The sequence below is a fragment of the Streptosporangium vulgare genome, assembly GCF_042428775.1.
Lineage (GTDB): Bacteria > Actinomycetota > Actinomycetes > Streptosporangiales > Streptosporangiaceae > Streptosporangium > Streptosporangium vulgare.
In genome coordinates this window covers 14,034-34,264 of sequence record NZ_JBHMBS010000042.1, presented here as the reverse complement: position 1 = coordinate 34,264, position 20,231 = coordinate 14,034, and the positions used below count along the sequence as shown (strand labels likewise).

The 20,231-nt window shown below is 71.4% G+C and carries 20 protein-coding genes; 9 read left to right on the top strand and 11 right to left on the bottom strand.

The window, feature by feature from the left end:
* Positions 1-76: 76 nt before the first annotated feature.
* From ACFFRH_RS41415 to ACFFRH_RS41400, 4 genes are all read left to right on the top strand, one after another.
* Positions 77-628, top strand: coding sequence for a TetR/AcrR family transcriptional regulator (locus ACFFRH_RS41415; protein WP_344746840.1), 552 nt, complete (start codon positions 77-79; stop codon positions 626-628).
* Positions 625-942 carry a DUF4031 domain-containing protein gene (locus ACFFRH_RS41410; RefSeq protein ID WP_344746839.1) on the top strand — a complete coding sequence of 106 codons (318 nt, stop codon included), beginning with the start codon at positions 625-627 and terminating at the stop codon, positions 940-942. The genes ACFFRH_RS41415 and ACFFRH_RS41410 overlap by 4 nt, the downstream gene beginning before the upstream one ends.
* Before the next feature lie 32 nt (positions 943-974).
* Positions 975-1,520, top strand: coding sequence for a type 1 glutamine amidotransferase domain-containing protein (locus ACFFRH_RS41405; protein ID WP_344746838.1), 546 nt, complete (start codon positions 975-977; stop codon positions 1,518-1,520).
* Positions 1,521-1,909: 389 nt separating this feature from the next.
* Positions 1,910-2,437 (top strand): ATP-binding protein, encoded by a 528-nt coding sequence (locus ACFFRH_RS41400; RefSeq protein WP_344746837.1) that lies wholly within the window; start codon positions 1,910-1,912, stop codon positions 2,435-2,437.
* Here ACFFRH_RS41400 and ACFFRH_RS41395 read toward each other — a convergent pair.
* Genes ACFFRH_RS41395 through ACFFRH_RS41385 form a run of 3 tightly spaced genes read right to left on the bottom strand, consistent with a single transcriptional unit; the run spans position 2,324 to position 5,025 of the window.
* Positions 2,324-3,766 carry a WS/DGAT/MGAT family O-acyltransferase gene (locus ACFFRH_RS41395; protein WP_386163452.1) on the bottom strand — a complete coding sequence of 481 codons (1,443 nt, stop codon included), beginning with the start codon at positions 3,764-3,766 and terminating at the stop codon, positions 2,324-2,326. The two genes, ACFFRH_RS41400 and ACFFRH_RS41395, sit on opposite strands and share 114 nt — an antisense overlap.
* A 3-nt stretch (positions 3,767-3,769) precedes the next feature.
* Positions 3,770-3,928, bottom strand: coding sequence for a hypothetical protein (locus ACFFRH_RS41390; RefSeq protein ID WP_386163450.1), 159 nt, complete (start codon positions 3,926-3,928; stop codon positions 3,770-3,772).
* A 29-nt stretch (positions 3,929-3,957) separates the two neighbouring features.
* Complete coding sequence (locus ACFFRH_RS41385) at positions 3,958-5,025, bottom strand: PucR family transcriptional regulator (protein WP_386163448.1); 1,068 nt, start codon at positions 5,023-5,025, stop codon at positions 3,958-3,960.
* 162 nt (positions 5,026-5,187) lie between these two features.
* Here ACFFRH_RS41385 and glyA point away from each other — a divergent pair, with 162 nt between their 5' ends.
* Complete coding sequence (gene glyA / locus ACFFRH_RS41380; RefSeq protein WP_344746120.1) at positions 5,188-6,495, top strand: serine hydroxymethyltransferase; 1,308 nt, start codon at positions 5,188-5,190, stop codon at positions 6,493-6,495.
* A 267-nt stretch (positions 6,496-6,762) separates the two neighbouring features.
* Here glyA and ACFFRH_RS41375 read toward each other — a convergent pair whose 3' ends face one another.
* Complete coding sequence (locus ACFFRH_RS41375) at positions 6,763-7,863, bottom strand: NADH:flavin oxidoreductase/NADH oxidase (RefSeq protein ID WP_344746119.1); 1,101 nt, start codon at positions 7,861-7,863, stop codon at positions 6,763-6,765.
* 136 nt (positions 7,864-7,999) lie between these two features.
* On the opposite strand from ACFFRH_RS41375, the gene ACFFRH_RS41370 reads away from it, so the two are divergent.
* A complete protein-coding gene (locus ACFFRH_RS41370; RefSeq protein ID WP_344746117.1) occupies positions 8,000-8,347 on the top strand; it encodes an ArsR/SmtB family transcription factor in 348 nt (115 codons plus the stop codon).
* Positions 8,348-8,481: 134 nt separating this feature from the next.
* Positions 8,482-8,700, top strand: a complete 219-nt coding sequence (locus ACFFRH_RS41365) for a DUF2277 domain-containing protein (protein WP_344746116.1) — start codon at positions 8,482-8,484, stop codon at positions 8,698-8,700.
* A gap of 204 nt (positions 8,701-8,904) precedes the next feature.
* On the opposite strand, the gene ACFFRH_RS41360 is transcribed toward ACFFRH_RS41365, so the two are convergent.
* From ACFFRH_RS41360 to ACFFRH_RS41350, 3 genes are all read right to left on the bottom strand, one after another.
* Complete coding sequence (locus ACFFRH_RS41360) at positions 8,905-9,075, bottom strand: hypothetical protein (protein ID WP_344746115.1); 171 nt, start codon at positions 9,073-9,075, stop codon at positions 8,905-8,907.
* Positions 9,076-9,252: 177 nt separating this feature from the next.
* Positions 9,253-9,954, bottom strand: coding sequence for a response regulator (locus ACFFRH_RS41355; RefSeq protein WP_344746114.1), 702 nt, complete (start codon positions 9,952-9,954; stop codon positions 9,253-9,255).
* Entirely contained in the window at positions 9,951-11,186 is a 1,236-nt protein-coding gene (locus ACFFRH_RS41350) for a sensor histidine kinase (RefSeq protein WP_344746113.1), read from the bottom strand. The genes ACFFRH_RS41355 and ACFFRH_RS41350 overlap by 4 nt, the downstream gene beginning before the upstream one ends.
* A gap of 208 nt (positions 11,187-11,394) precedes the next feature.
* Between ACFFRH_RS41350 and ACFFRH_RS41345 the strand changes: the two genes are divergently transcribed.
* On the top strand, positions 11,395-12,198 hold the full coding sequence (locus ACFFRH_RS41345) for a hypothetical protein (RefSeq protein WP_344746112.1): 804 nt from the start codon (positions 11,395-11,397) through the stop codon (positions 12,196-12,198).
* Complete coding sequence (locus ACFFRH_RS41340; RefSeq protein ID WP_386163442.1) at positions 12,195-12,845, top strand: DUF6461 domain-containing protein; 651 nt, start codon at positions 12,195-12,197, stop codon at positions 12,843-12,845. The genes ACFFRH_RS41345 and ACFFRH_RS41340 overlap by 4 nt, the downstream gene beginning before the upstream one ends.
* Positions 12,846-13,047: 202 nt before the next feature.
* On the opposite strand, the gene ACFFRH_RS41335 is transcribed toward ACFFRH_RS41340, so the two are convergent.
* The 4 genes from ACFFRH_RS41335 to ACFFRH_RS41320 all read right to left on the bottom strand — a co-directional run bounded on the left by ACFFRH_RS41335 (position 13,048) and on the right by ACFFRH_RS41320 (position 20,017).
* Positions 13,048-15,048, bottom strand: coding sequence for a Xaa-Pro dipeptidyl-peptidase (locus ACFFRH_RS41335; protein ID WP_344746110.1), 2,001 nt, complete (start codon positions 15,046-15,048; stop codon positions 13,048-13,050).
* Positions 15,049-15,149: 101 nt separating this feature from the next.
* A complete protein-coding gene (locus ACFFRH_RS41330; protein WP_344746109.1) occupies positions 15,150-16,154 on the bottom strand; it encodes a glycoside hydrolase family 6 protein in 1,005 nt (334 codons plus the stop codon).
* Between the two features lie 105 nt (positions 16,155-16,259).
* Positions 16,260-18,278, bottom strand: a complete 2,019-nt coding sequence (gene glxA, locus ACFFRH_RS41325; protein ID WP_386163439.1) for a radical copper oxidase GlxA — start codon at positions 18,276-18,278, stop codon at positions 16,260-16,262.
* A complete protein-coding gene (locus tag ACFFRH_RS41320) occupies positions 18,275-20,017 on the bottom strand; it encodes a glycosyltransferase family 2 protein (RefSeq protein ID WP_344746106.1) in 1,743 nt (580 codons plus the stop codon). The genes glxA and ACFFRH_RS41320 overlap by 4 nt, the downstream gene beginning before the upstream one ends.
* Between the last annotated feature and the right edge of the window lie 214 nt (positions 20,018-20,231).

Sequence of the window (20,231 nt, the reverse complement as noted above, 5' to 3'; positions counted from 1 at the left end):
CCGGCTAGCGTCGGCTATGCTGGAATGTAGGCCGCTTACTTGCCGGCCGTCAAGTTAATTTCTCGGTAAGGGAACCATGAGGGAACAGGCCGACACACGGACGCGCATCCAGGAGATCGCCCTGAAGCTCTTCACCGAGCAGGGCTACGAGGCCACCTCGCTCCGCGAGATCGCGGAGGCCCTCGGCGTGACCAAGGCGGCACTTTACTATCACTTCAAAACGAAGGACGACATCATCGCGAGCCTGGCGGAGGACCGGGTGAGGTCGATCGAGGAGCTGGTCACCTGGGCCCGCTCCCAGCCGCGCACCGACGAGACGCGCGAGGAGCTGATCCGCCGATACTCCCACGACCTGTACCGGGGCAGGCACCGCGAGATCATGCGGTTCTTCGAGCGCAACCAGACCTCGCTCAAGAACCATCCGACGATGGAGAAGACCCGCGAGCGGATGTTCGAGCTGCTCGCCTTCCTCGTCGACCCGGAGGATCCCCTGCCCACCCAGCTGAGGCACTCGATGGCCCTGTTCGCGCTGCACGCCTCGCTGTTCATGCTCAGGGACGAGTCGATCACCGACGAGGAGCGCCAGGCCGCCGCCCTGGAGGTCGCGCTCGATCTCGCCCGGCGGTGAGCGTCCTCATCGACCCGCCCAACTGGCCGGGTCCGCGCGGCCTGCTCTGGTCACACCTGGTCAGCGACACCTCGACCGGGGAACTGCACGCCTTCGCGGAGCTGCTCGGCGTGCCGCGCCGGGCGTTCGACCGCGACCACTACGACGTTCCCGAGACCGTCTACGAGCGGGCCGTCGCGCTGGGCGCCGAGGCCGTGTCCTCGCGCGAGCTCGTCACCCGGCTCATCGCCTCCGGCCTCCGCCGGCGCAAGGTCCGCCCCCCGGCCGACGGCTCCCGCATGGATCCCGACGCTTCGGGCATGGCTTCCCTTTGACGACATCACCGCACGTCAACAGAGGAGACGACATGCTGAACGGCAAGACGATCGCGTTCCTCGTGGCCCCGGAGGGCATCGAGCAGGTCGAGCTCACCGAGCCCTGGCAGGCCGTCAAGCAGGCGGGAGGAACGCCCAGGCTCATCTCCACCGAGGAAGGCCGGGTCCAGGGGTACAACCACCTCGACAAGGCCGACACCTTCCCGGTGGACGCGACGGTCGGGGAGGTCTCCCCCGCCGACTTCGACGGGCTGGTGCTGCCCGGCGGCGTCGCCAACCCCGACTTCCTGCGGACCGTGCCGGAGGCCGTCGGCTTCGCGAAGGAGTTCTTCGACGCGGGCAAGCCGGTCGCGGCCATCTGCCACGCGCCCTGGACCCTGATCGAGGCGGACGTCGTACGGGGCCGCAAGGTCACCTCCTGGCCGAGCCTTCGGACCGACCTGCGCAACGCCGGGGCGACCTGGGAGGACCACGAGGTCGTGATCTGCGACTCGGGCCCGAACACGCTGATCACCAGCCGCAAGCCCGACGACCTCAAGGCCTTCTGCCAGGCCGCGATGGACGCCTTCGCGGGCTGACGGCCCTCGATCACCGCGGCCGGGCGGGGGTCCGAGACCCCCGCCCGGCGGATGTTCCGCGCCCGGCCCCGGAGGGGGACGGCGCCAAACCGCGTCCTCGTACGGGGACGTGTGCCCCCGGGCTCCGGAGGTCCGGAGGGGACCCGGTGAAGGCTCTGGGACCCGGTGAGCGGGAGCCATGAAGCGTGAGGCGTGAATCGGGAGCACCGGTCCGGCGCGCACCGCGAGCCGCGCACCGCGAGCAGGAGAAAAACCTCCGCCCAGCCGATCTGTTAAATAAGGGCCCTTTGCCATGTGTTGCCGTATTCCAGGGACACGATCACCCGACTCCGATTAGGACGGGTCACCCAGGGCAAGGCTTCTACACATCGCTGCGAAAGGAGGGGACCGTGGAGGCCACCATCGCGTTGCGTCTGCCGCGTGACGCCGCGAGTGTTCCCGTGATCAGGCAACTTCTCGACTCCTCACTCCAGGCCCTGGGCGTGGTCCCGCAGATTCGCGAGGACATCCAGCTCATGCTCTCGGAGGCGTGTTCCAACGTCATCCAGCACGCCACGCCCAGTGACGACTACATGGTCAGCACCGAGCTGTCCCGGGACCGTTGCGTGATCAAGGTGGTGGACGCCGGCAACGGCTTCGACTTCTCGGAGACCACGTCCCCCTCCCCCACCTCCGAACACGGCCGGGGGCTGCTGATCATGCAGGCCCTGGCCGACGACATCCGGTTCGTCAAGAGGCAGGAGCGCGGCTCGATCGTCTGCCTGGAGAAGACCCTGCGCTTCATTGAGGACGCCCCCGGCCTGTCACTGCTCCTCAACGAGGAACTTGAGCTCCAGGAGGGCGTCCCTGAAATAGTCGGTGACGGTCCACACGTCGGGAACCATCTCCCTGCAGGCGATCACGCCAACGTCAAGTGAGCCGTCGTAGGAGAAGACCGTGATGTTGATGCCACCGCTGGCGTCGGTCACCACGGAGACGGGGTGGTACGCGAGCAGCCTGGCGCCGCTCACGTAGAGGGGGAGCTGCGGGCCGGGCACGTTGGAGATCACCACGTTGATCGGGCCCGCACTGCCGGCGAACAGGTTGAAGGCCGCCCGGGAGGCGAGGCCGGTCAGCGCGGAGGGCATCATGTCGCTGAGCTCCTGGAGCCAGCGCGCCGGGGCGAGCGACGAGCGATCCTTGATCAGGCGCATGGCGTCTCGTACCGCCAGCAGCCGTTCCACCGGGTCGGCGATCTGCGTCGCCAGGGTGGTGATCATGATGCTGACCTGGTTGCCCGCGCTCTGGTCGCCGGGGACGCGGAGCGAGAACGGCACCCCCGCGACGAGGGGCTGCTCGGGAAGCGCGTCGTGCTTGAGCAGCCACTGGCGCAGCGCCCCGGCGCACAGGGACATCACCACGTCGTTCACCGTGACGCCGAAGGCGTTCTTGACCAGCTTGACGTCCTCCAGCGGCAGGGTGGTGTAGGCGAACCGCCGGTGCGCGCTGATCCTGCCGCTGAAGGGCGTGCGAGGAACGGTCATGCGGGGCATCGCGGGCACCTCGGCGGCCCCGGACCCGGACAGCTGGGTGGCCAGGTCCCTGGTGAGCCGCGAGACCAGCCCCGCCCCGGGCACCTGGGAGACCAACGGGATCTCGTCGAGGTGCGGGACGGCGTTGATCAGGAACCGTATCGTGTTGGCCGGGTTGACGACGGCCTTGGCCAGTCCCCTGACGACCATCTCCGTCGTGTCGATCTCCTCCTCGGGCTCGGCCTCCGGCGCCAGCCCGACCTCGGCGGGCTCGGGTGAGGTGTCCAGCAGGCTGGCCAGCACGTCGGCACCGGTGACACCGTCGACCGCGGCGTGGTGGACCTTCATGTAGAGGGCCGTACGGTCGCCGCGCAGGCCGTGGATCAGATACATCTCCCAGAGCGGACGGCGCCGGTCGAGGCGGCGGGCGTGCAGCCTGGCCACCTGCTCGCCCAGCTGCTTGTCACTGCCCGGCTTGGGCAGCGCGATCTCGCGCACGTGGTAGTCGAGGTCGATCCTGGAGTCCTCGGTCCAGTACGGGTGGTCCAGGCCGAGCGGGACGAAGGCGAGCCTCATCCGGAAGGGCGCGGCCAGGTGGAGCCGGTGGGCCAGCAGCGACACCAGGTCGGCGCGCGACAGGCCGCCGGACAGGATCGCGAGCCCCCCGATGTTCGCGACGTTCGTCGAGGTCTCGAAATTCAGGAACTGCGTGTCCACCGCGCTGAGTTGCCGCACCGTCTACCTCCGGGATGTCGTCCTTCCATCCTGCTCCCGTGAGGTCGCCAGAGCCAACGCGGCCAGCGCCACGAGGACGACCACGGACACAAGAATCAACGACAGCGGGATGAGCGCGAGCGCGACGATGACGGTCATGATCTCGTTGATCAACTGCAGCACCGGGAAGCTGTGCCCTGATTACCGGGCCGTTACACCGCATTCCAGCGACAGAGCTTCAGCGCGAGATGGAGTTCTAACCTGTGGGTTCCGTTCTTGAGGTTGCGGCCGGCCAGCTGTTCGATTCTGGCGAGGCGGTAATAGAGGCTGGTGCGGTGCAGGTGCAGCTGCCTCGCGGTCTCCTGCGCGTCTCCCCCGCTGTCCAGATAGGTCTCCAGGGTGACGAGGAGCGCCGGGTGCTCGCGCAGCGTGTCGAGCGGGCCGCCCGCGCCCGGCCGGCCGGTGAGCGGCTCGGCGAGCAGCCGGTAGACGCCCAGGTCCGGCCAGTGGGCGACCGGCCGCAGGGTGCGCTCCGCCGCGGCGGCCCTGGCGGCGGTGAGCGCCTCCTCGTGCGCCCGTACGGCCGACTCCAGCCCCGGGTGCGAGGCGCTGACCCCGACGCCCACCCGGATCCTGGCGGCGAGCCGCTCCCCCAGCGCGGTCGCGTCCTCGCCGCGGTTCAGCAGGAGCACGGCGTGGCGGTCCAGGATCGTGAAGGCCGGGGGGCGGCGCACCCTGGCCAGCTCGTCGCCGACCGCCTCGCGCAGGCCGTCCGGGTCGCCCCGCAGCGCCAGGATCCGCAGCGGCCCCTCGCCGAGCACGCCCGCCGCGCGCCGCACGCCGATCTCGCCGGTGAGCAGCTGGCTCAGGGTGTGGGAGCTGCCGCCGTCGTCGAGCAGGGCGGCGATCGCGGCGGCGTCGCGCACGGCCCTGTCGCGCTCCTGCGGGCTCAGCGGGCCGTGCCCCTCGATGATCCACAGGTAGCCGACGCGGCGGTCCTGGTGGAGCAGGGGCACGCAGAGCCGGGCCGCCATCCCCAGATCAGGATTTCTCGGGACCCGCACCGGATCACGGGTCACGGCCACCCCGTGCGCCTCCTGCCAGGCGCTCACCTCCGCGGGAACGGACCGCGAGAGGATGGCCTGGGCCCTTACCTGATCGACCTCCCCGTGGTGGGCGCTGTGCGCGACGACCCGCCCCTCCAGGTCGTCCACGGACATGCCCCTGCCGATCGCCACGGCCAGCGATTCGAGCAGATCCTGGACGTCATCCGCTATCACGGTCCAATCCTACAGATGTAGGAAGTATCTCCGGCGCCGGAACGATGACTCGATCTGGCGCGGGCCGTAGCGTCGCACTTATTCATTTCGGGGAGCCCGTCTCGTGAGAGGCGGGGAGTCCGTCTCGTGAGAGCCGTCCGATCGCCCGGTGAAAGGAGCCTCGTGGAGGAGCGCAGCCGCGTCGCCCCGTGGGCACCCCCGAGGGCACAGCTGCGCCTGGCCGAGCTTGAGGCCGAGGTGAACGGCCTGGGGCTCGACGCTGTCACCCGGCTGGTCGACGCGGTGCTGGCCGAGCACCGCGGCCGCCTCGACGAGGACGGCGTGGTGCTGTACGCGGGCACCAACACGATGAGCGCGCGCGCGAGGGCCGCGCACGAGATCTCCCTGGGCTGCCGCCCGTCGATGGGCTGGCCCGGGGACAAGTACCAGACCGGCCTGGACGAGCTGGACGTGCTGGAGGTGCTCGCCCCGCTCCAGGTCGCGGCGCTGATGGGCGGCGAGTTCGCCGAGGTGCGGCTGCAGAGCGCCACCCTGGCCAACCTCGCCTGCTACAGCGCGTTCACCCGCCCCGGCGACACGATCGCGGTGCTGCCGGAGACCGCCGGGGGCCACGCCAGCCACCACGCCCAGGGCGCCGCCGGGATCCGGGGCCTGCGGGTGGCCGAGCTGCCCTACGACGCCGAACGGCTCGACGTCGACCACGCGGCCCTGCCGGCGTTCCTGCGCGAGCACCGGCCCGCGCTGGTGGTGATCGGCGCGAGCCTGATGCTGTTCCCCTACGACGTCGCGGAGGTGCGGGCGGCGTGCGACGAGGTGGGGGCCCTGCTGGTCTACGACGCCTCGCACGTGGCCGGGCTGATCGCGGGCGGCCGGTTCCAGCGGCCGCTGGACGAGGGCGCGCACCTGGTGACCATGTCCACCTACACGTCCTTCGGCGGACCGCCGGGGGCGGCCGTCGTGACCCGCGACGAGGACCTCGCCCGCCAGGTTTCGGCGGCCGCCTATCCCGGCCTGACCGCCAACTACGACGCCTCACGGCTGGCACCGCTGGTCCTGGCCGCCGCCGAGCACGCCGCGGGAGGTTCCGGGTACGCCGACCGCTGCGTGGCCAACGCCGGGGCGATGGCCAGGGCGCTGGACGGCGAGGGGTTCACCATGGCCGCCGCCGACCTGGGCTGGACCGCCTCGCACCACGTGGCGGTGGACGCCACCGCGTTCGGCGGCGGGGAGGAGGCCGCCCGGCTGCTGGCCGAGGGCGGTGTCTATCTCAGCGGCGTCCATCTTCCCGGCCAGCCTCCCGGTGAGCCCATGCGGGGCCTGCGGATCGGCACCCAGGAGGTGACCCGTCGCGGCTTCTGCCCGGAGACCATGGGCGAGGTGGCGGTCCTGATGCGCCGCCTGCTCATCGACGGCCAGGCTCCCGCCACCGTCCACCGGGACGCGGTGGCCCTGCGCCGCGCCACCCCATGATCACGGACCGGCCCGCTCGACCCCCGGGGGCCCGCCCCCAGGCGGGCCGGTCCGCCCATCGCCACTCCCCCTGACGGGCGGGCCGGCCCGCGTCCCCCCTGGCGGACCGGTCCGTCGCCTTCCGCCCCACCCGCGTGCGTCCCTCGTCCGGACGGGTCACCTCCCCGCCCGGCGGAGGGACGCGCGCGGGTGGCGGCCGGAACCCACGAACCCGGTGCCCGGTTCACGCCCCGGGGAGGGAACGCGCGGGTGGCAGCGTGAACCGGGTCAGACCGCGCGGTGGTACTGGTCGGGCCAGCGGGCCGCGGCGGAGCCGAGCTCGCGGGCGGCGAGGTTCGGCCAGTAGGGGTTGCGGAGCAGCTCGCGGCCGAGCAGGACGGCGTCGGCCTGGCCCGAGGCGATGATCTCCTCGGCCTGCCGGGGCCGGGTGATCTCCCCCACCGCGCCCACCGGCAGGTCGGTCTCGGCCTTCACCCTGGCCGCGTACGGCACCTGGTAGCCGGGTCCCGCGGGGATGCGCGCCCCGGCGACGTTGCCGCCGGTCGAGGCGTCGAGCAGGTCGACGCCGTGGGCGAGCAGGTCCTTGGCGAAGCGGACGGTGTCGTCCGCGCTCCAGCCCTCGCGGTCGTCCGCGGGGTCCTCCGCCAGCCAGTCGGTGGCCGAGACGCGGAAGAAGAGGGGAAGCTCGTCCGGCCAGACCGCGCGGACCGCGTCGACGACCCGGAGCGCGAACCGGGTGCGGTTCTCGTACGAGCCGCCGTACTCGTCGGTGCGGTGGTTGCTGAAGGGCGACAGGAACTCGGCGATCAGGTAGCCGTGCGCGCCGTGGATCTCGGCCACCTGGAATCCCGCGGCCAGTGCCCGCCGCGCCGAGGCGGCGAAGTCGTCCACGATCCGGTCGATGTCGCCGGCGCTCAGCTCCGTGGGAGCGGGGTGGCCGTCGCTGAAGGGGATCGGGCTCGGCCCGACCGGCTGCCAGCCGTGCTCGCCGGGGCCGGTGGGCGCGCCGCCCTGCCAGGGGCTGCGGGTGGAGGCCTTGCGCCCCGCGTGCGCGAGCTGGACGCCGGGCACGGCGCCGTGCCCCAGCAGGAAGCGGGTGACACGGGTGAACGCCTCCTGCTGGCGGTCGTTCCAGAGCCCGAGGTCGGCCGGGCTGATGCGTCCCTCCGGCGCCACCGCGGTGGCCTCGGTCAGGATGAGCCCGGCGCCGCCCACCGCGCGGGCGGCCAGGTGGGACAGGTGCCAGTCGGTCGGAACTCCCTGCTCCGGTCCGTCGGGCGCCGCGGAGTACTGGCACATCGGGGCCATCCAGACCCGGTTGGGGATGGTGACGGACCTCAACGTCAGGGGCTCGAACAGGGCGCTCACGGCCGTACTCCTTCTCGGGAGGATCTCGGGGGCGGCGCCCCGGCTTCACGACTAATACGATAGTCTACGTACTACGACAGATGTCAAACTACGATTGATTTCGTACAATCGAGAAGATCCGCAGGAGGGAGCCACCGTGTCGACCGCGTCCGTCAGGGCCCTGGAGCACCCCACGCGCGGGGAGATCCGTCTGGAGGGCGTGCTGCACGCGCTGTCCGACCCGATGCGCCTCCAGATCGTGCGCTTCCTGTGGCGGCTGGACGAGGACGAGGGCGCCCCCTGCTCGGCGATCGAGCTGGCGGTCACCAAGTCGACCACCACCCACCACTTCCGGGTGCTGCGCGAGGCGGGCGTGATCAACCAGGTCTACCGGGGCACGGCCAAGTTGAACGCGCTGCGCCGGCATGACCTCGACACGCTCTTCCCGGGGCTTCTCGGCGCCATCCTGGCCGCCGACGCGATCCAGTGCGAGCGCGACGGCTGACCACCCCGCGCGCCCCGGCGAGCCGTGGACGACGAGCGGCCCCGGCGTGATCCGGGGAGCGGGCCGGACGGTTTCGGCGGGGCCGATCGGGCCGGGCGGATCGGGAGGGCCGCGAGACGGAGTACCGTCCTGTCATGTGCCGGAGTATCAAGACCCTTCGTGAGCCCTACGCCAGCGACGTGACCGACGACGACGTGCGAGCCGCCGCGCTCCAGTACGTCCGCAAGGTGTCGGGATTCCGCTCGCCGTCGACGCGCAACGCGGAGACCTTCGAGCGGGCCGTCGAGGCGGTGGCCGCCGCGACCCAGACCCTGCTCGACGACCTCAAGCTGAAGCACGTCTCCCGGGACTGACCGGGGACGACCGGAGGCGGCGAAGGGCGGCGGGGAAAGGCGGCGGGGAAGCCCGCACCGGCGGCCGGACCCGCCGGGCCCGGTCTCACCGGGCCCGGTCCCGCCTCCGGACGGCACCCTCACCGGACGCGGGCCCGTCTCCGGGCGGCACCCTCACCGGCCCCGTCTCCGCCTCCGGACGGTGGCCCCGCCCCGGGGCGGCGGTCAGTCGCGCGTGTTCGAGGAGCGGAAGAGCCTGCTCACGAACATGACCACCACGCCCACCAGTCCGATGATCAGAGCCCACTTGAGGAGCGTGAAGAGGAAGCCCAGAACCGAGCCCAGCAGGAGGAGGCCGATCACCACGGCCGCCACGATCAGAAGAATTCGTCCCATGCACCCCACGCTAGGCCCCCGCCGGGCCCGGCGGCAGGCCGGAGCCCCGATGTCAGGGACAAGCCAGGGTTCTCCCTCATGACCTCCATGACCTCCATGACCTCCGCGGCCCTCTCGCCGCCCGGGGCCGGAGGCGGTGGTTCTCCGGGGTCTGCGGGGATCGCGCAATCCCCGGGATCACGACGAGGGCGGGGTGGCGACGAGACCGCCCTCGTAGGCCGCGATGACGAGCTGGGCCCGGTCGCGGGCCTGCAGCTTGGCCAGGAGGCGGCTGATGTGGGTCTTGACCGTGCCGACGGTGAGGTGCAGGTGCCCCGCGATCTCGGAGTTGGACATTCCTCTGCCGATGAGGGCGAGCACCTCGTGCTCGCGCCGGGTGATGTTGTCGAGGGCTCGCCGGGCCGGGGCCGGGCGGGGACGCAGCAGGAACTCGGCGATGAGCCGGCGGGTGACGGTGGGCGCGAGCAGCGCCTCGCCGGAGGCGACGACCCGGACGGCGGCCAGGAGCTCCGGCGCCGTCGCGCTCTTGACGAGGAACCCGCTGGCACCGGCCCTGAGCGACGCGTACACGTACTCGTCCTGGTCGAACGTGGTGAGGATCAGGACGCGGACGCCGGCGCCGGCCGGGTCGGAGCAGATGCGCCTGGTCGCCTCGATACCGTCCATGTCCGGCATCCGCACGTCCATGAGGACGACGTCCGGCCGCAGCCGGTGGGCGAGGAGCACGGCCTCGGCGCCGGTGCCCGCCTCGCCCACGGTGGTGAGCCCCGGCGTGGTGTCGATGAGGACTTTGAGGCTGTCGCGTAACAGGACCTCGTCCTCGGCGAGCAGGACCCGGATGGGCGGGGGCGGATCGTGCGGGGCGGGGCCGGTGGTCATGTCACGGTGCCGTTCGGGTCGTAGGGCAGCCGGGCCGCCACGCGAAAGCCTCCCTCGGACCGGGTCTCCGCGCTGAACGTGCCCCCGTACATCCTGGCCCGTTCGCGCATGCCGATCAGGCCGTGCCCCCCAGGCCCCCCAGGCCCTCCAGGTCCTCCGTGCCCGCCGGGACCGCCCTGGCCCGCCCGCGGGGGCCGGCCGTGGCGGGGGCCGTCGTCGACGACCTCGATCGTGGCCACCCGCCCGTCGACGTCCACGGTGACCGAGCAGCGGGTGGGCCCCGCGTGCGTGATGACGTTGGTCAGGGCCTGTTGCACGATCCGGTACACCGACACCGCGACCGCGGGCGGCGGCGCGACCTCCTCGCGGACGGTCAGGTCCACCTCGACCCCGGCCGAGCGGGCTCCGGCGGCCAGCTCGGGCAGGCCCGCCATGCCGGGGGCGGGCAGATGGGCCTCCCGCGGATCGCCGTCGGAGCGCAGGAGGCCGAGCACCCGGTGGATCTCGGCGAGCGTGCTCCGGCTGGTCTGCTCGATGACGGCCAGCGCGGCGCGTACCTCCTGCGGGCGGGCGTCGGCGACGTGGTTGGCCACGGTGGCCTTGACGGCGATCAGGCTCATGCTGTGGCCGATCACATCGTGCAGTTCCCTCGCGATGCGCCTGCGCTCGTCGGCCACCGCGGCCTCGGCGAGGCGAGCGGTCGTGTCCCGCTTCCAGCGCACGAGTGTCCCGGTCAACCATCCGGCGGTCAGCAGCACGCAGGTCACCCCGATCTCGACCGGCCAGTACGGCGGCAGCTCGCTCTTCCATCCCGTGGCCGGGAGGCCGGGGAACACCTGGGCGTAGAAGACCAGGACGGCGGCCACCGCGGCGGACGCGCACGCCGCCAGGCCCGCCACCGACCACCCGGCCGGGACGACGGTGGCCACCAGGTACAGCACGAGGACGGTCGGCACGAACGACAGCCAGATCATGCCCGCCGCGACGGCGCCGGCCACGGTGGCCAGCACGCCCGCGGCACACGCCAGGGCGAGCACGGCCCGCGGCCACCGGCGCCGGACCGCGACCGGGAGGCTCACGACGGCCGCCACCGGCCAGGCCGACCAGAGGGGCCACCACGACGACGGTCCCGGCGGATCGACGATGGCGTACCCGACGGTGAGCGCCAGGGCGGCCGCCGCCACCGCGTCGATGACGTCCTTTCCGCCGAGCCGCCCCCAAGCCCAATCCATAGGGGGAAGTTACCGCCTCGCCGGATCATCCGGCGTCTGACCACGGTAGGACATTTCCCTCTGTCTCAGGTCGTACCACCGGCTCACGCGACCACGCCAGGATGCGACCCCGGCCAGACGCGCCCGCGCCGCGCCGATCGTCACCATGCTGATGCGCCCGGCACACCGGACCGGGACGCGCCGACACCGACACGATGGGCGGGAAACCGTGAACGTTGAGCTTGGCGGGCGAATCACCCGATGGCGGCAGGCCGGCGCGGACCGGCGCGCCGCCAACGCCGCCGCCAACCTGGACCACCGACCCCCGTTTCCCGGACGGTGGGTGAGCGCCGTCTCGTTGATCGGCGGCCCTGCCCTGATCATGACCGGGACTCTCCTGCGCTCCCCGTTCCACTACTTCGTCCCTTACCAGCTCACCGCCTACACCCGGCATCCCTCCCTCGTCACCGCCGCCTACGTCTGCTTCGCCGGCGGATTCGTGCTGCTGTGGCCCGCGGTCATGACGCTGGCACAGAGGATCGCCGCCACCAGCCCGCTGTGGGGAATCTGGGGCGGTTGCCTGGTGATCGTCGGCCTGTTCACCCGGACCTTCCAGTTCGGCACCGATCACCTGGCCTTTCACCTGACCGACGTCCTCGGCCTGCGGACCATGCTCGACGGCGTCGACGGCTACTACCTGGCGTGGCGGGACACGCTCTGGCATCCGTTCAGGTCCATGTCCGGGCCCGCCTTCTTCGGCTGGGTCGTGCTGGCCGTCGGCGCCTACCGCTCCGGCGCCCTGGGGCTGGGCCGTTCGATCGCGCTCGGCCTGATGTCGGCGCTCGCGCTCGGGACGCTCAAAGGCACCGAGCCGCAGTCCTTCGTCGCCGTGGGCGGCCTCTGCGTCGCCTTCGTCCCCCTGGGCGTCTCGCTGCTGCGCGACGGCCCCCCGCCGACCAGGCGCGCCATGATCTGGATCGCCGTCCTCGCCGGCGTGCATGTCCTCATGACGGCCTACGGCCCGAGGGGATGACGACACCCCCGATGTCCCGGCCCTACGTCCCCGGCGGCGGGTTCGGCCCGGTCGAGAGCGGCGGGCGGATTCTGTCGGTCCCCGCTGCCAAGATCTTCCCGATCTGCCGGACGAAGAGAATCGAAACCCCCGTGAGCGACTACGACTGGATCGACGACGACGCGTTCTGCGTGACCTTCGTCCACGGCCTCACCCCGCGCGAGGCTCTCGACCGCCTCGGCGTCGAGGTGTTCGAGGGCGACGACGACGAGGGGGACTACGAGGAGGGTCTCGTCTCCGCCCGTCCCGCCGAGGGCGGGACCATCCTCAGCGAGTGGAACGGCTTCGCGGGGACGCTGCCGGAGGTCCTGTCGCGGCTCTCCTCGGCGACGGTGACGGCGAGCGTCTTCCGCAACGTCAACATGGTCGCGCACTTCGTCCACTACGCCGACGGGAAGGAGGTCCTCGGCTTCGACTGGATGTTCCCCGGCTACGACGATGACGACTCCGGCCCCTACCTCGCCGAGCGGACCGAGCTCGGACTGGCGGGCGAGGACGCCGAGGGGGACCTTCCGGAGGCGCTGAGGCTGGCCGAGCGCATCACCGGCGTGCGGGCGGACGGTTCGAGCGGGACCGTGGCGGCCCACTGCGTGTTCGAACACTACTGACCGGGCGGGATCCGGCGGGGCCTCGCGCGCCCGGGAACGGGCCCCCGGCCCGGAAGAGGGCCGGGGGTCGTGCCTTCCCGAAGGGGATCTGTGCTCCGGAAGGGGTCGCGCCTTCCCGAAGGGGACGTGTGCTCCGGAAGGGATCGTGCCTTCCGGGAGGCCGGGCTCCGTTCCCGTCCGGGGCCGGGAACGGAGCCGCGGGTCAGCGGAGGGCGGAGCGTCCGCCGACGAGCGGGAGGGTGAGCGAGCTGGAGCCCGGTTCGACCGAGACGCCGGTGCCCGGGGGCAGGCGCAGGGTGAAGTCGCGGTCGGTGGAGGCGAGCACGACGCCGATCCGGTGGCCGGCCTTGACGACGTAGTCGTTCGGCTGGAGGTCGAAGCGGAAGTCGTAGAAGCGGCCCTCGCGCAGGAGCTCGGTCTTGGAGGCGGAGTCGCGGTTGCGGACGTCGAGCCAGCCCCTTGTGATGATCTTGTAGGGGGCGGTCACCGTTTTGTGCTCGGCCAGCCGGGCGCAGCCGGTGTCGCCGGGCACGCCCTGGCCGTAGCAGACCTGGGTGTCGCCGTAGACGACGTCGCCGTACGCGCGGGCGTCGGTGCCGTAGTCGACGAGCAGCGCCGTCAGGTACGGCGAGCGCCCGCCCTTGAACGCGGCGCGCACCTCGACCTCGGGGGTGCCCGACAGCCGAGCGTCGCGGGTCAGCGGGGCCGACAGGTAGGCCAGGCGGTTGGGGTCCGTGGCCTCGGCGTTCTCGGCGAGCAGCTCGGCGGTGCGGGTGCTCTGGTCGACGAAGGACTCGACGGTGTGGCGGTCCCGGGGGCGGTCCTCGCCCAGGGTGCCGTTGCCGCCTTCCTTGCCGGCGGCCAGGTGGAGCCGCGCGTCACGGGTGCCGGGCAGCGGCCAGGAGGCGTGCTGGGCCCACTGTCCCGGGCCCGACTCCACGTCGGCCTGCGGCTCGTCCATGATGCCGTTGCGCAGGCCGTACAGGTGGAAGTCGAACCAGCGGTGGAGCTGGCGCAGCCACTCGGCGTTGCGCCCGGCGAAGGAGAACGGGTTGAAGTGCGCGCCCTGGTGGAGCCAGATCTTGCGGGGCACGCCGCGCTTGGCGAGGGCGTCCCACCACTGGACGGCCTGCTTGGTCTTGACGTTCCAGTCGTTGAGGCCGTGCACCAGGAAGACGGCGGCGCGGACCTTGCGCACGTCGTTGAGGTAGTTGCGCTGGTCCCAGAACTTGGAGTAGTCGCCGGTGACCCGGTCCTGGTCCTGCTCGATCCGGTCCATCAGCGCGCCGCAGGTCTGCGTGGCGTTCTCGCGGGTCAGGACGTAGCGGGCGAGCACGTCGGCGTCCTCGCCCTGGTAGCCGCCGGGCGCCAGCACGCCGCCGTTGGCGCGGTAGTAGTCGTACCAGGAGGAGATGGCCGCGATCGGCACGATCGCCTTGAGTCCCTTGACCCCGGTCGCGGCGACGGCGTTGGGCAGCGTGCCGTTGTAGGAGACGCCGATCATGCCGACGTTCCCGGTGGACCAGCCGGCCTTGATCTCGTTCCCTGCCGCGTCGAACCCGCGGGCGCGGCCGTTGAGCCAGTCGATCGCGGCCTTGGGGCCCGCGGTCTCGTTGTCCAGGCCGGTGGTCGGGCAGCCGGTCGCCCGTCCCGAGCCGAGGTTCTCCACCAGCGCGACCGCGTAGCCGCGCGGCACGAAGTAGTTGTCGTAGTAGCCGCGGAAGGGCGGCGCGACCGCGCGGTTCACGTCGGAGCCGTCGACGCCGAACATCTCGTCGCGCAGGTCGTTGAACTTGTTGCGCCGGTACTCCATGCCCGCGGGGTCGGAGCCGTCGAGGTCGACGACGTGGTTGGGCACGTCGTTGCCGCCCGCGTAGTAGGGGCTCGCCTCCATGATGACCGGGACCTTCAGCCCCGAGGCGGTCTCCTTGGGCCGCATGATGTCGACGGCGACCCGGTCGGGGCGGCCGTCGGCGTCGCTGTCGACCCCGGCGACCTCGACGAACACGGTCTCGGTGAGCGCGTCGGCGCGCGAGTAGACCGGCTGGGTCTCGCCGTTCTCGATCGGGGGGGCCGCGGATCGCGCGGCGGCGGAGGGCAACGCGCCGGTGGGCAGCACACCGGCGGGAAGCACGGCGGCCGGCAGTACGCCGCTTGGCAGGGTGACCGCCAGTGCGACGATGACCGTCTTCCATCTGTTCATCGAGGAAAGCTCCCAGAGGGTCGCTGAAAAACTGACAACTCCGGTCAATCTCCTGCGAAGCAATCTTGACCTGCAAGATCGAAGATATAACGAATAAGCGGCTATCTCGCGTTACGCGCGAGTTCCAGCGCGTATTCGGGGAACCAGTCGCCGGCGCGGGGCTCTCCCCGGTGGCACTCGCCGTCCGACTCGCCGGGCCGTTTGATCCACAGGAAGGCGTCGATCCGCTCGTGTCCGGTCTCGGTGGTCGGCTCCGCGCCGAGCGCACGGCCCTTGGGGTTGCACCACGCGTCGTCGCCCCGCGCGTCGCGGACGGGACCGTTGCCGTTGCGTGAGGTGTCGAGGACGTAGTGGGCCCCGCCGATCGCGTCCGAGAGCCGTTCGGCGACGGCGACGCTCTCCTCGACGGTGAAGAAGTTGCTGACGTTGAAGGCGAAGCCGTCGGCCTGGGGCACCCCGGCCCTGCGCATGGGCTCGGCCCACTCACCCGGGTCCTTGATCCAGCCGGCGTTCCCCGCGTCGACGTAGACCTTGGTGGCGGGCTGCCTCTTCAGTGTCTCCACCGCGCCGCGCAGCAGGTCGAGTCGCTCGCCCGCCTGACCGCCCTGGGTGCAGTTGTCCAGGATGTGGGCGAGCGCGTCGGGCTCGACGACGACCAGGGCGGGCCGGTCGCCGATGCCCTCGGCGAACCGGCCGATCCAGGAGCGGTACTCCTCCGCGCCGGCGGCGCCGCCCGCGGAGAACTGCCCGCAGTCGCGGTTGGGGATGTGGTACGCCACCAGGACCGGGGTCCGGCCCGCCTCCTGGGCCTTGGCGGTGATGGCGGCGACCCTGTCCTTCGGGTCCTGGTCGCCGATCCAGATCGCGTTGGGCCGGTCGGCGATCTTACGGATCAGCCCGGCCTCCTCGGCCCTGCCCTCCCCTTCGAGCTTGCGGACCTCCTGGGCGGCGGCGCCGTCGGGGTCGACGTAGAAGCCGCTCGCGGCACCGGGGGCGGCGCCGCCGGAGGCGGTGCTCCCCGGGCCCGCGGGCCGCGCGGGGTCGCCGGTGCAGGCCGCCGTCGCGAGAGCGAGAGCCAGCGCGGCTGCGAGGCCGTACCTGTTCATCGAGTACCTCCGGCGTGGGGACCCCGGGCCTGGGCCTGGGGAGCAGAAGTGGGAGGGCTGGAGCCGAGGGGCGCCGTACGCCGGGAGAGGGCCGGGGGGAGCATGTCAGTCCTCTCCTCGGATGTGGACCCAGCGAGCCGGGGACGGCGTTCCCCGCTCGGTGACCCCGAACAGCATGTACCACCCCGGGGGCACCAGGGCCGGATTGGAGGGGATCTCGGCGATGATCCCGGTCTTCACCCGGACGAAGTCCAGCCTGATCGAGCGCTGTTCGACGTCGGTGACGTGGGTGACGGCGCTCGGGCGCATCAGCCGTACCTGGTGGATGCGCGCGGCGTCGGGGGTCTGGAAACCGGCTCTGCGGCCCAGGAGCACGCTCTCGCGCCCGCCGGTGAACACCGGCGCCTTCTCGCCGTTGTGCAGGTAGGTCGGCGTGTAGATCTCGATGCGCTGGTCGAAGGTGCCCGGGAGCGAGCCCGCCTTGTCGCCGAAGAGCGGGTCGGAGCCCATGCCGAGCACCCGGCCGTCGGGCAGCAGGAGACCCTCGGCGTGGTAGTTGCGGCCGACGGCGGGCGCCGCGGCCTCGTGGAAGCTGTTGCTCTCCGGGCGGTAGACCTCCGCGCGCAGGACGTCGCTGGCGCCGCGCCCCCGGTAGTCGCTGGAGCCGTTGAAGGAGAACACGGTGTCGTCGGGCAGCAGCACGGCGTTCGGGTAGCGCACCGGGTCGGACAGGTCGGGGCCCCTGACGTAGCGCGGGCTGGCCTCGGTGAGGTCGACGATGGCGGTCCTGGCGGTGGCGTTGGGCAGGCCCGGCTGGCGTTCCCCGACCGGTCCGCCGCCCATCACCATGACCCGCTGGTCCTGCGCGGGCGGCAGCAGCACGGAGGCGCCGGTCTCGTTCAGCTCCGGCTGGGGCAGCCCGGGTACGGGGGTGAACGCCTCCATCTCGTCGGGCGCCACGCCGCCGACGCCGCCCGGGGTCTTGACGAGCCGGTCGGTGTCGCGGCGGTAGTCCCAGATGCCGGGGGGACGCAGCGCGAGCTGGCCGGGACCGTACCCGGCGCTCATGCCGGAGAAGAAGAGGGTGTCGTCCTCCAGCAGGAACAGCGCGGGGTAGGTGGGGAAGAACCGCTTGGGGCCGGGCCGCCAGGTCTTGGTCCCGGGGTCGTAGATCTCGTTGTCCCTGGTGATCTGCCCCACGACGTCGAGGCCGGAGACGGTCATCACCCTGCCGTCGGGCAGGCCGGTCATGGTCGGGTACCAGCGTCCCTCGGCCATGTCCTGGACCTTGGTGTAGCGCTCGGTGACGGGGTCGAACTCGTAGGCGTCCCTGATGCCCTGGAAGTCCTGCTTGTCCAGTGTCATGCTGCCGCCCATGGCGTACAGGTCACGCTTCTCCCGGCCCCTGAGCCCCTGGATCTCGAACTTCACCGAGCCCGCCGGCGCGGTGAGCAGGCCCGCCGCGCCCTCGGTGACGGCCTCGGCGAACACCTTGGTCTGGCTGGGCCGGATCCGCACCTTCCCCGGCACGCCGGTCTCGGCCTTGCGCGCGGGCGGCACGCTGACGTGGGCGAGGGTGCGGTAGACCTGCCCGCCGGGGGCGGTCAGCAGCGTGCCGGGGTGGAACTCCCTGGGCTTGGCGTCGGGGTCCTCGTTCTTGATGACCAGGGCGCCCGCGGCCCGCTTGACCTTGGCCTTCAGCACCTCGAAGCGGCCCGTGCCGCCCGCGATGAGGAGCTTGCCGTCGGGCAGCACCACGTGCCCGGCGCAGAAGAAGTCGACGGGCGTGTCGATGAGCTTGAACTCCTCCGGCCCGCCCGGCCTCGCCGGGTCCCACAGCACGGTCTTGAAGGTGCCCTTGTCGAAGTTGGCGGCGTTGTTGCCGGACCCGGCGACGATGAGCACCTTGCCGGTGTGCAGCAGCGCGGCGTGGATGGCGTTGACCTTGAACTTCTCCGGGACGTCGAGGAAGGTCCAGTGGCCGTGGGTGGCCTTGTAGTCGTCGCGGTTGATGCTGTAGTCGCGCCACTTCTCGGTGGCGAAGCCCGCGACGGCGGGCAGGTTGATCGCGAGGATCGCGGTCACCACCGCCGCCCCGACCAGGTGCTTGCGCAGGCGGCTCACGACCCGTCACCGGCCGTTCGCGGGCCGGCCTTGACCGCCCGCAGGCTCCAGGCCCAGGTCGTGAGCGGTCCGAGGCAGATGACCAGGGCGAGGATGCCCCACAGGGTCATGACCAGGTGGATGTGGCCGGTCCAGAAGACGGTGAGCAGCAGGCCCCCGCCGAAGATCGCCGCCCACCACAGGTGGATGCGGAACGTGGCGATCTGGTCGGGGCTGGCCGAGTCGCCCTTGGGGGTGACCACGAACTTGCTGGGCCTGCGCAGCGCGGCGCCGATCAGCGAGGTGACGTAGATGGGCGCCGACAGCGCCGACATGACCATCCCGGCCACCCCCGAGGAGCCCTCGGGCTCGTGCGGGCTGACGTTGTGCCGCCGGTTCCAGGTGTAGAGCATGACCTGCAGCAGCGCCGCGTCGCCGTACAGCATGAGCCACACGTCCATCGGCACGGTCACGCCCGAGCCTCCGACGGCCATGAAGAGCGTGGCGCTGAGCCCGGCCAGCAACCAGTTGAGCGCGGACATCGGGTAGAAGGTCACCATCAGGGTGTAGTTGAAGAACCGTCCGGGCGAGAGCTTCGGCGCGGCCCTCCAGAACTGGGTGAGCAGCGTCTCGTAGGTGCCCCGGCTCCAGCGCAGCTGCTGGGTGAAGAAGTCGGTCCACGACGACGGCCCCTCCCCCACGGCCAGCACGTCGGGGGTGTAGACCGACATCCAGCGCTGCCCGGTCTCCGGGTCGCGGGAGCGGTGGAACTCGATGCCGGTGGCCATGTCCTCGGTGATCGAGTCGTACAGGCCGCCGATCTGCTTGAGCGCGCGGATGCGCACGGCGTTGTTGGTGCCGACGAACATCGGCGCGCCGTACAGGTTGCCCGCGCGCTGGATCAGCGAGTGGAACAGGAACTGCTGGCTCTCGGCGGCCTTGGTGACCCCGGCGTCGTAGTTGCCGTAGACCTGGGGGCCGACGACGAAGGCCACCCGCGGGTCGCGGAAGTAGCCGAGCATGCGCTCGCAGAACTCCGGGAGCGGTACGTGGTCGGTGTCGACCGAGACGAAGAAGTCGTAGTCGTCGCCGTGCGCGTCCAGCCAGCTGTTGTAGTTGCCGTGCTTGGTCCTGGCCCGGAAGCTTCCCTTGGGCCGGTTCCACTCGGGCACGCCCTTGCGGGTGAAGTGGTGGGCGCCCAGCCAGTCGCAGAGCTCGTGGATGTCGGGGTCGTCGCCCTCGTCCAGCAGCCAGACGTCGAACACGCCGTCGTGGCGGATCCTCAGCGCGGCGGCCAGGGTCTCCCTCACCATCTCCAGCGGCTCCTTGCCGGGTACGCAGGTGGTGATGAAGGCCACCCGGGTGCCGGGCTCGGGCGCGACCGGGACCGGGTCCCTGGCCGCGAGCATGGCGTGCACGTTGGAGACCACGCTGACCAGGCGGAAGACCTCGATGAGGGCGATCGCGACGAGCATGATCCGGTCGGCCACCGGCAGGTACCACGGGATCGTGCCGTAGGGGTCGGGCCGGACGGTCCAGTGCTCGGGCAGCAGCAGCCAGACCATCAGGGTGAACTCCACGAGAAGCGCCGCGACCATCAGCAGCACCGCCCGCACCCGGTGCGGCTCGGTGGCCAGCAGGGAGCGGTAGCTCACGCGGTAGGGGACCCCGGGGTCCGGTTCGGCCACGGGCCCGGCGAGCCTGCTGAACCTCTCGTAGTCGTAGGGAGCGTTCTTCGCGGCTCCGGCGGGGGCGCTCATCGTTCCGGCGACCTCGGAGCACGCGAAAGCAAGCCCAGCACTGTGTTCCCCCAGGTAGATCGCATAGGCCGTTTCTCGTCAAGGCGAAGTCACGTACGGCCCGCGTGGTGATAAATCGTCACACATCATATTCGGATCGGTAAGCAAGATCTCCCCAACCCGGGGATGCGCGGAACATTTCACACGACTCTTTAGTTTAAGTTTCAACAACAAA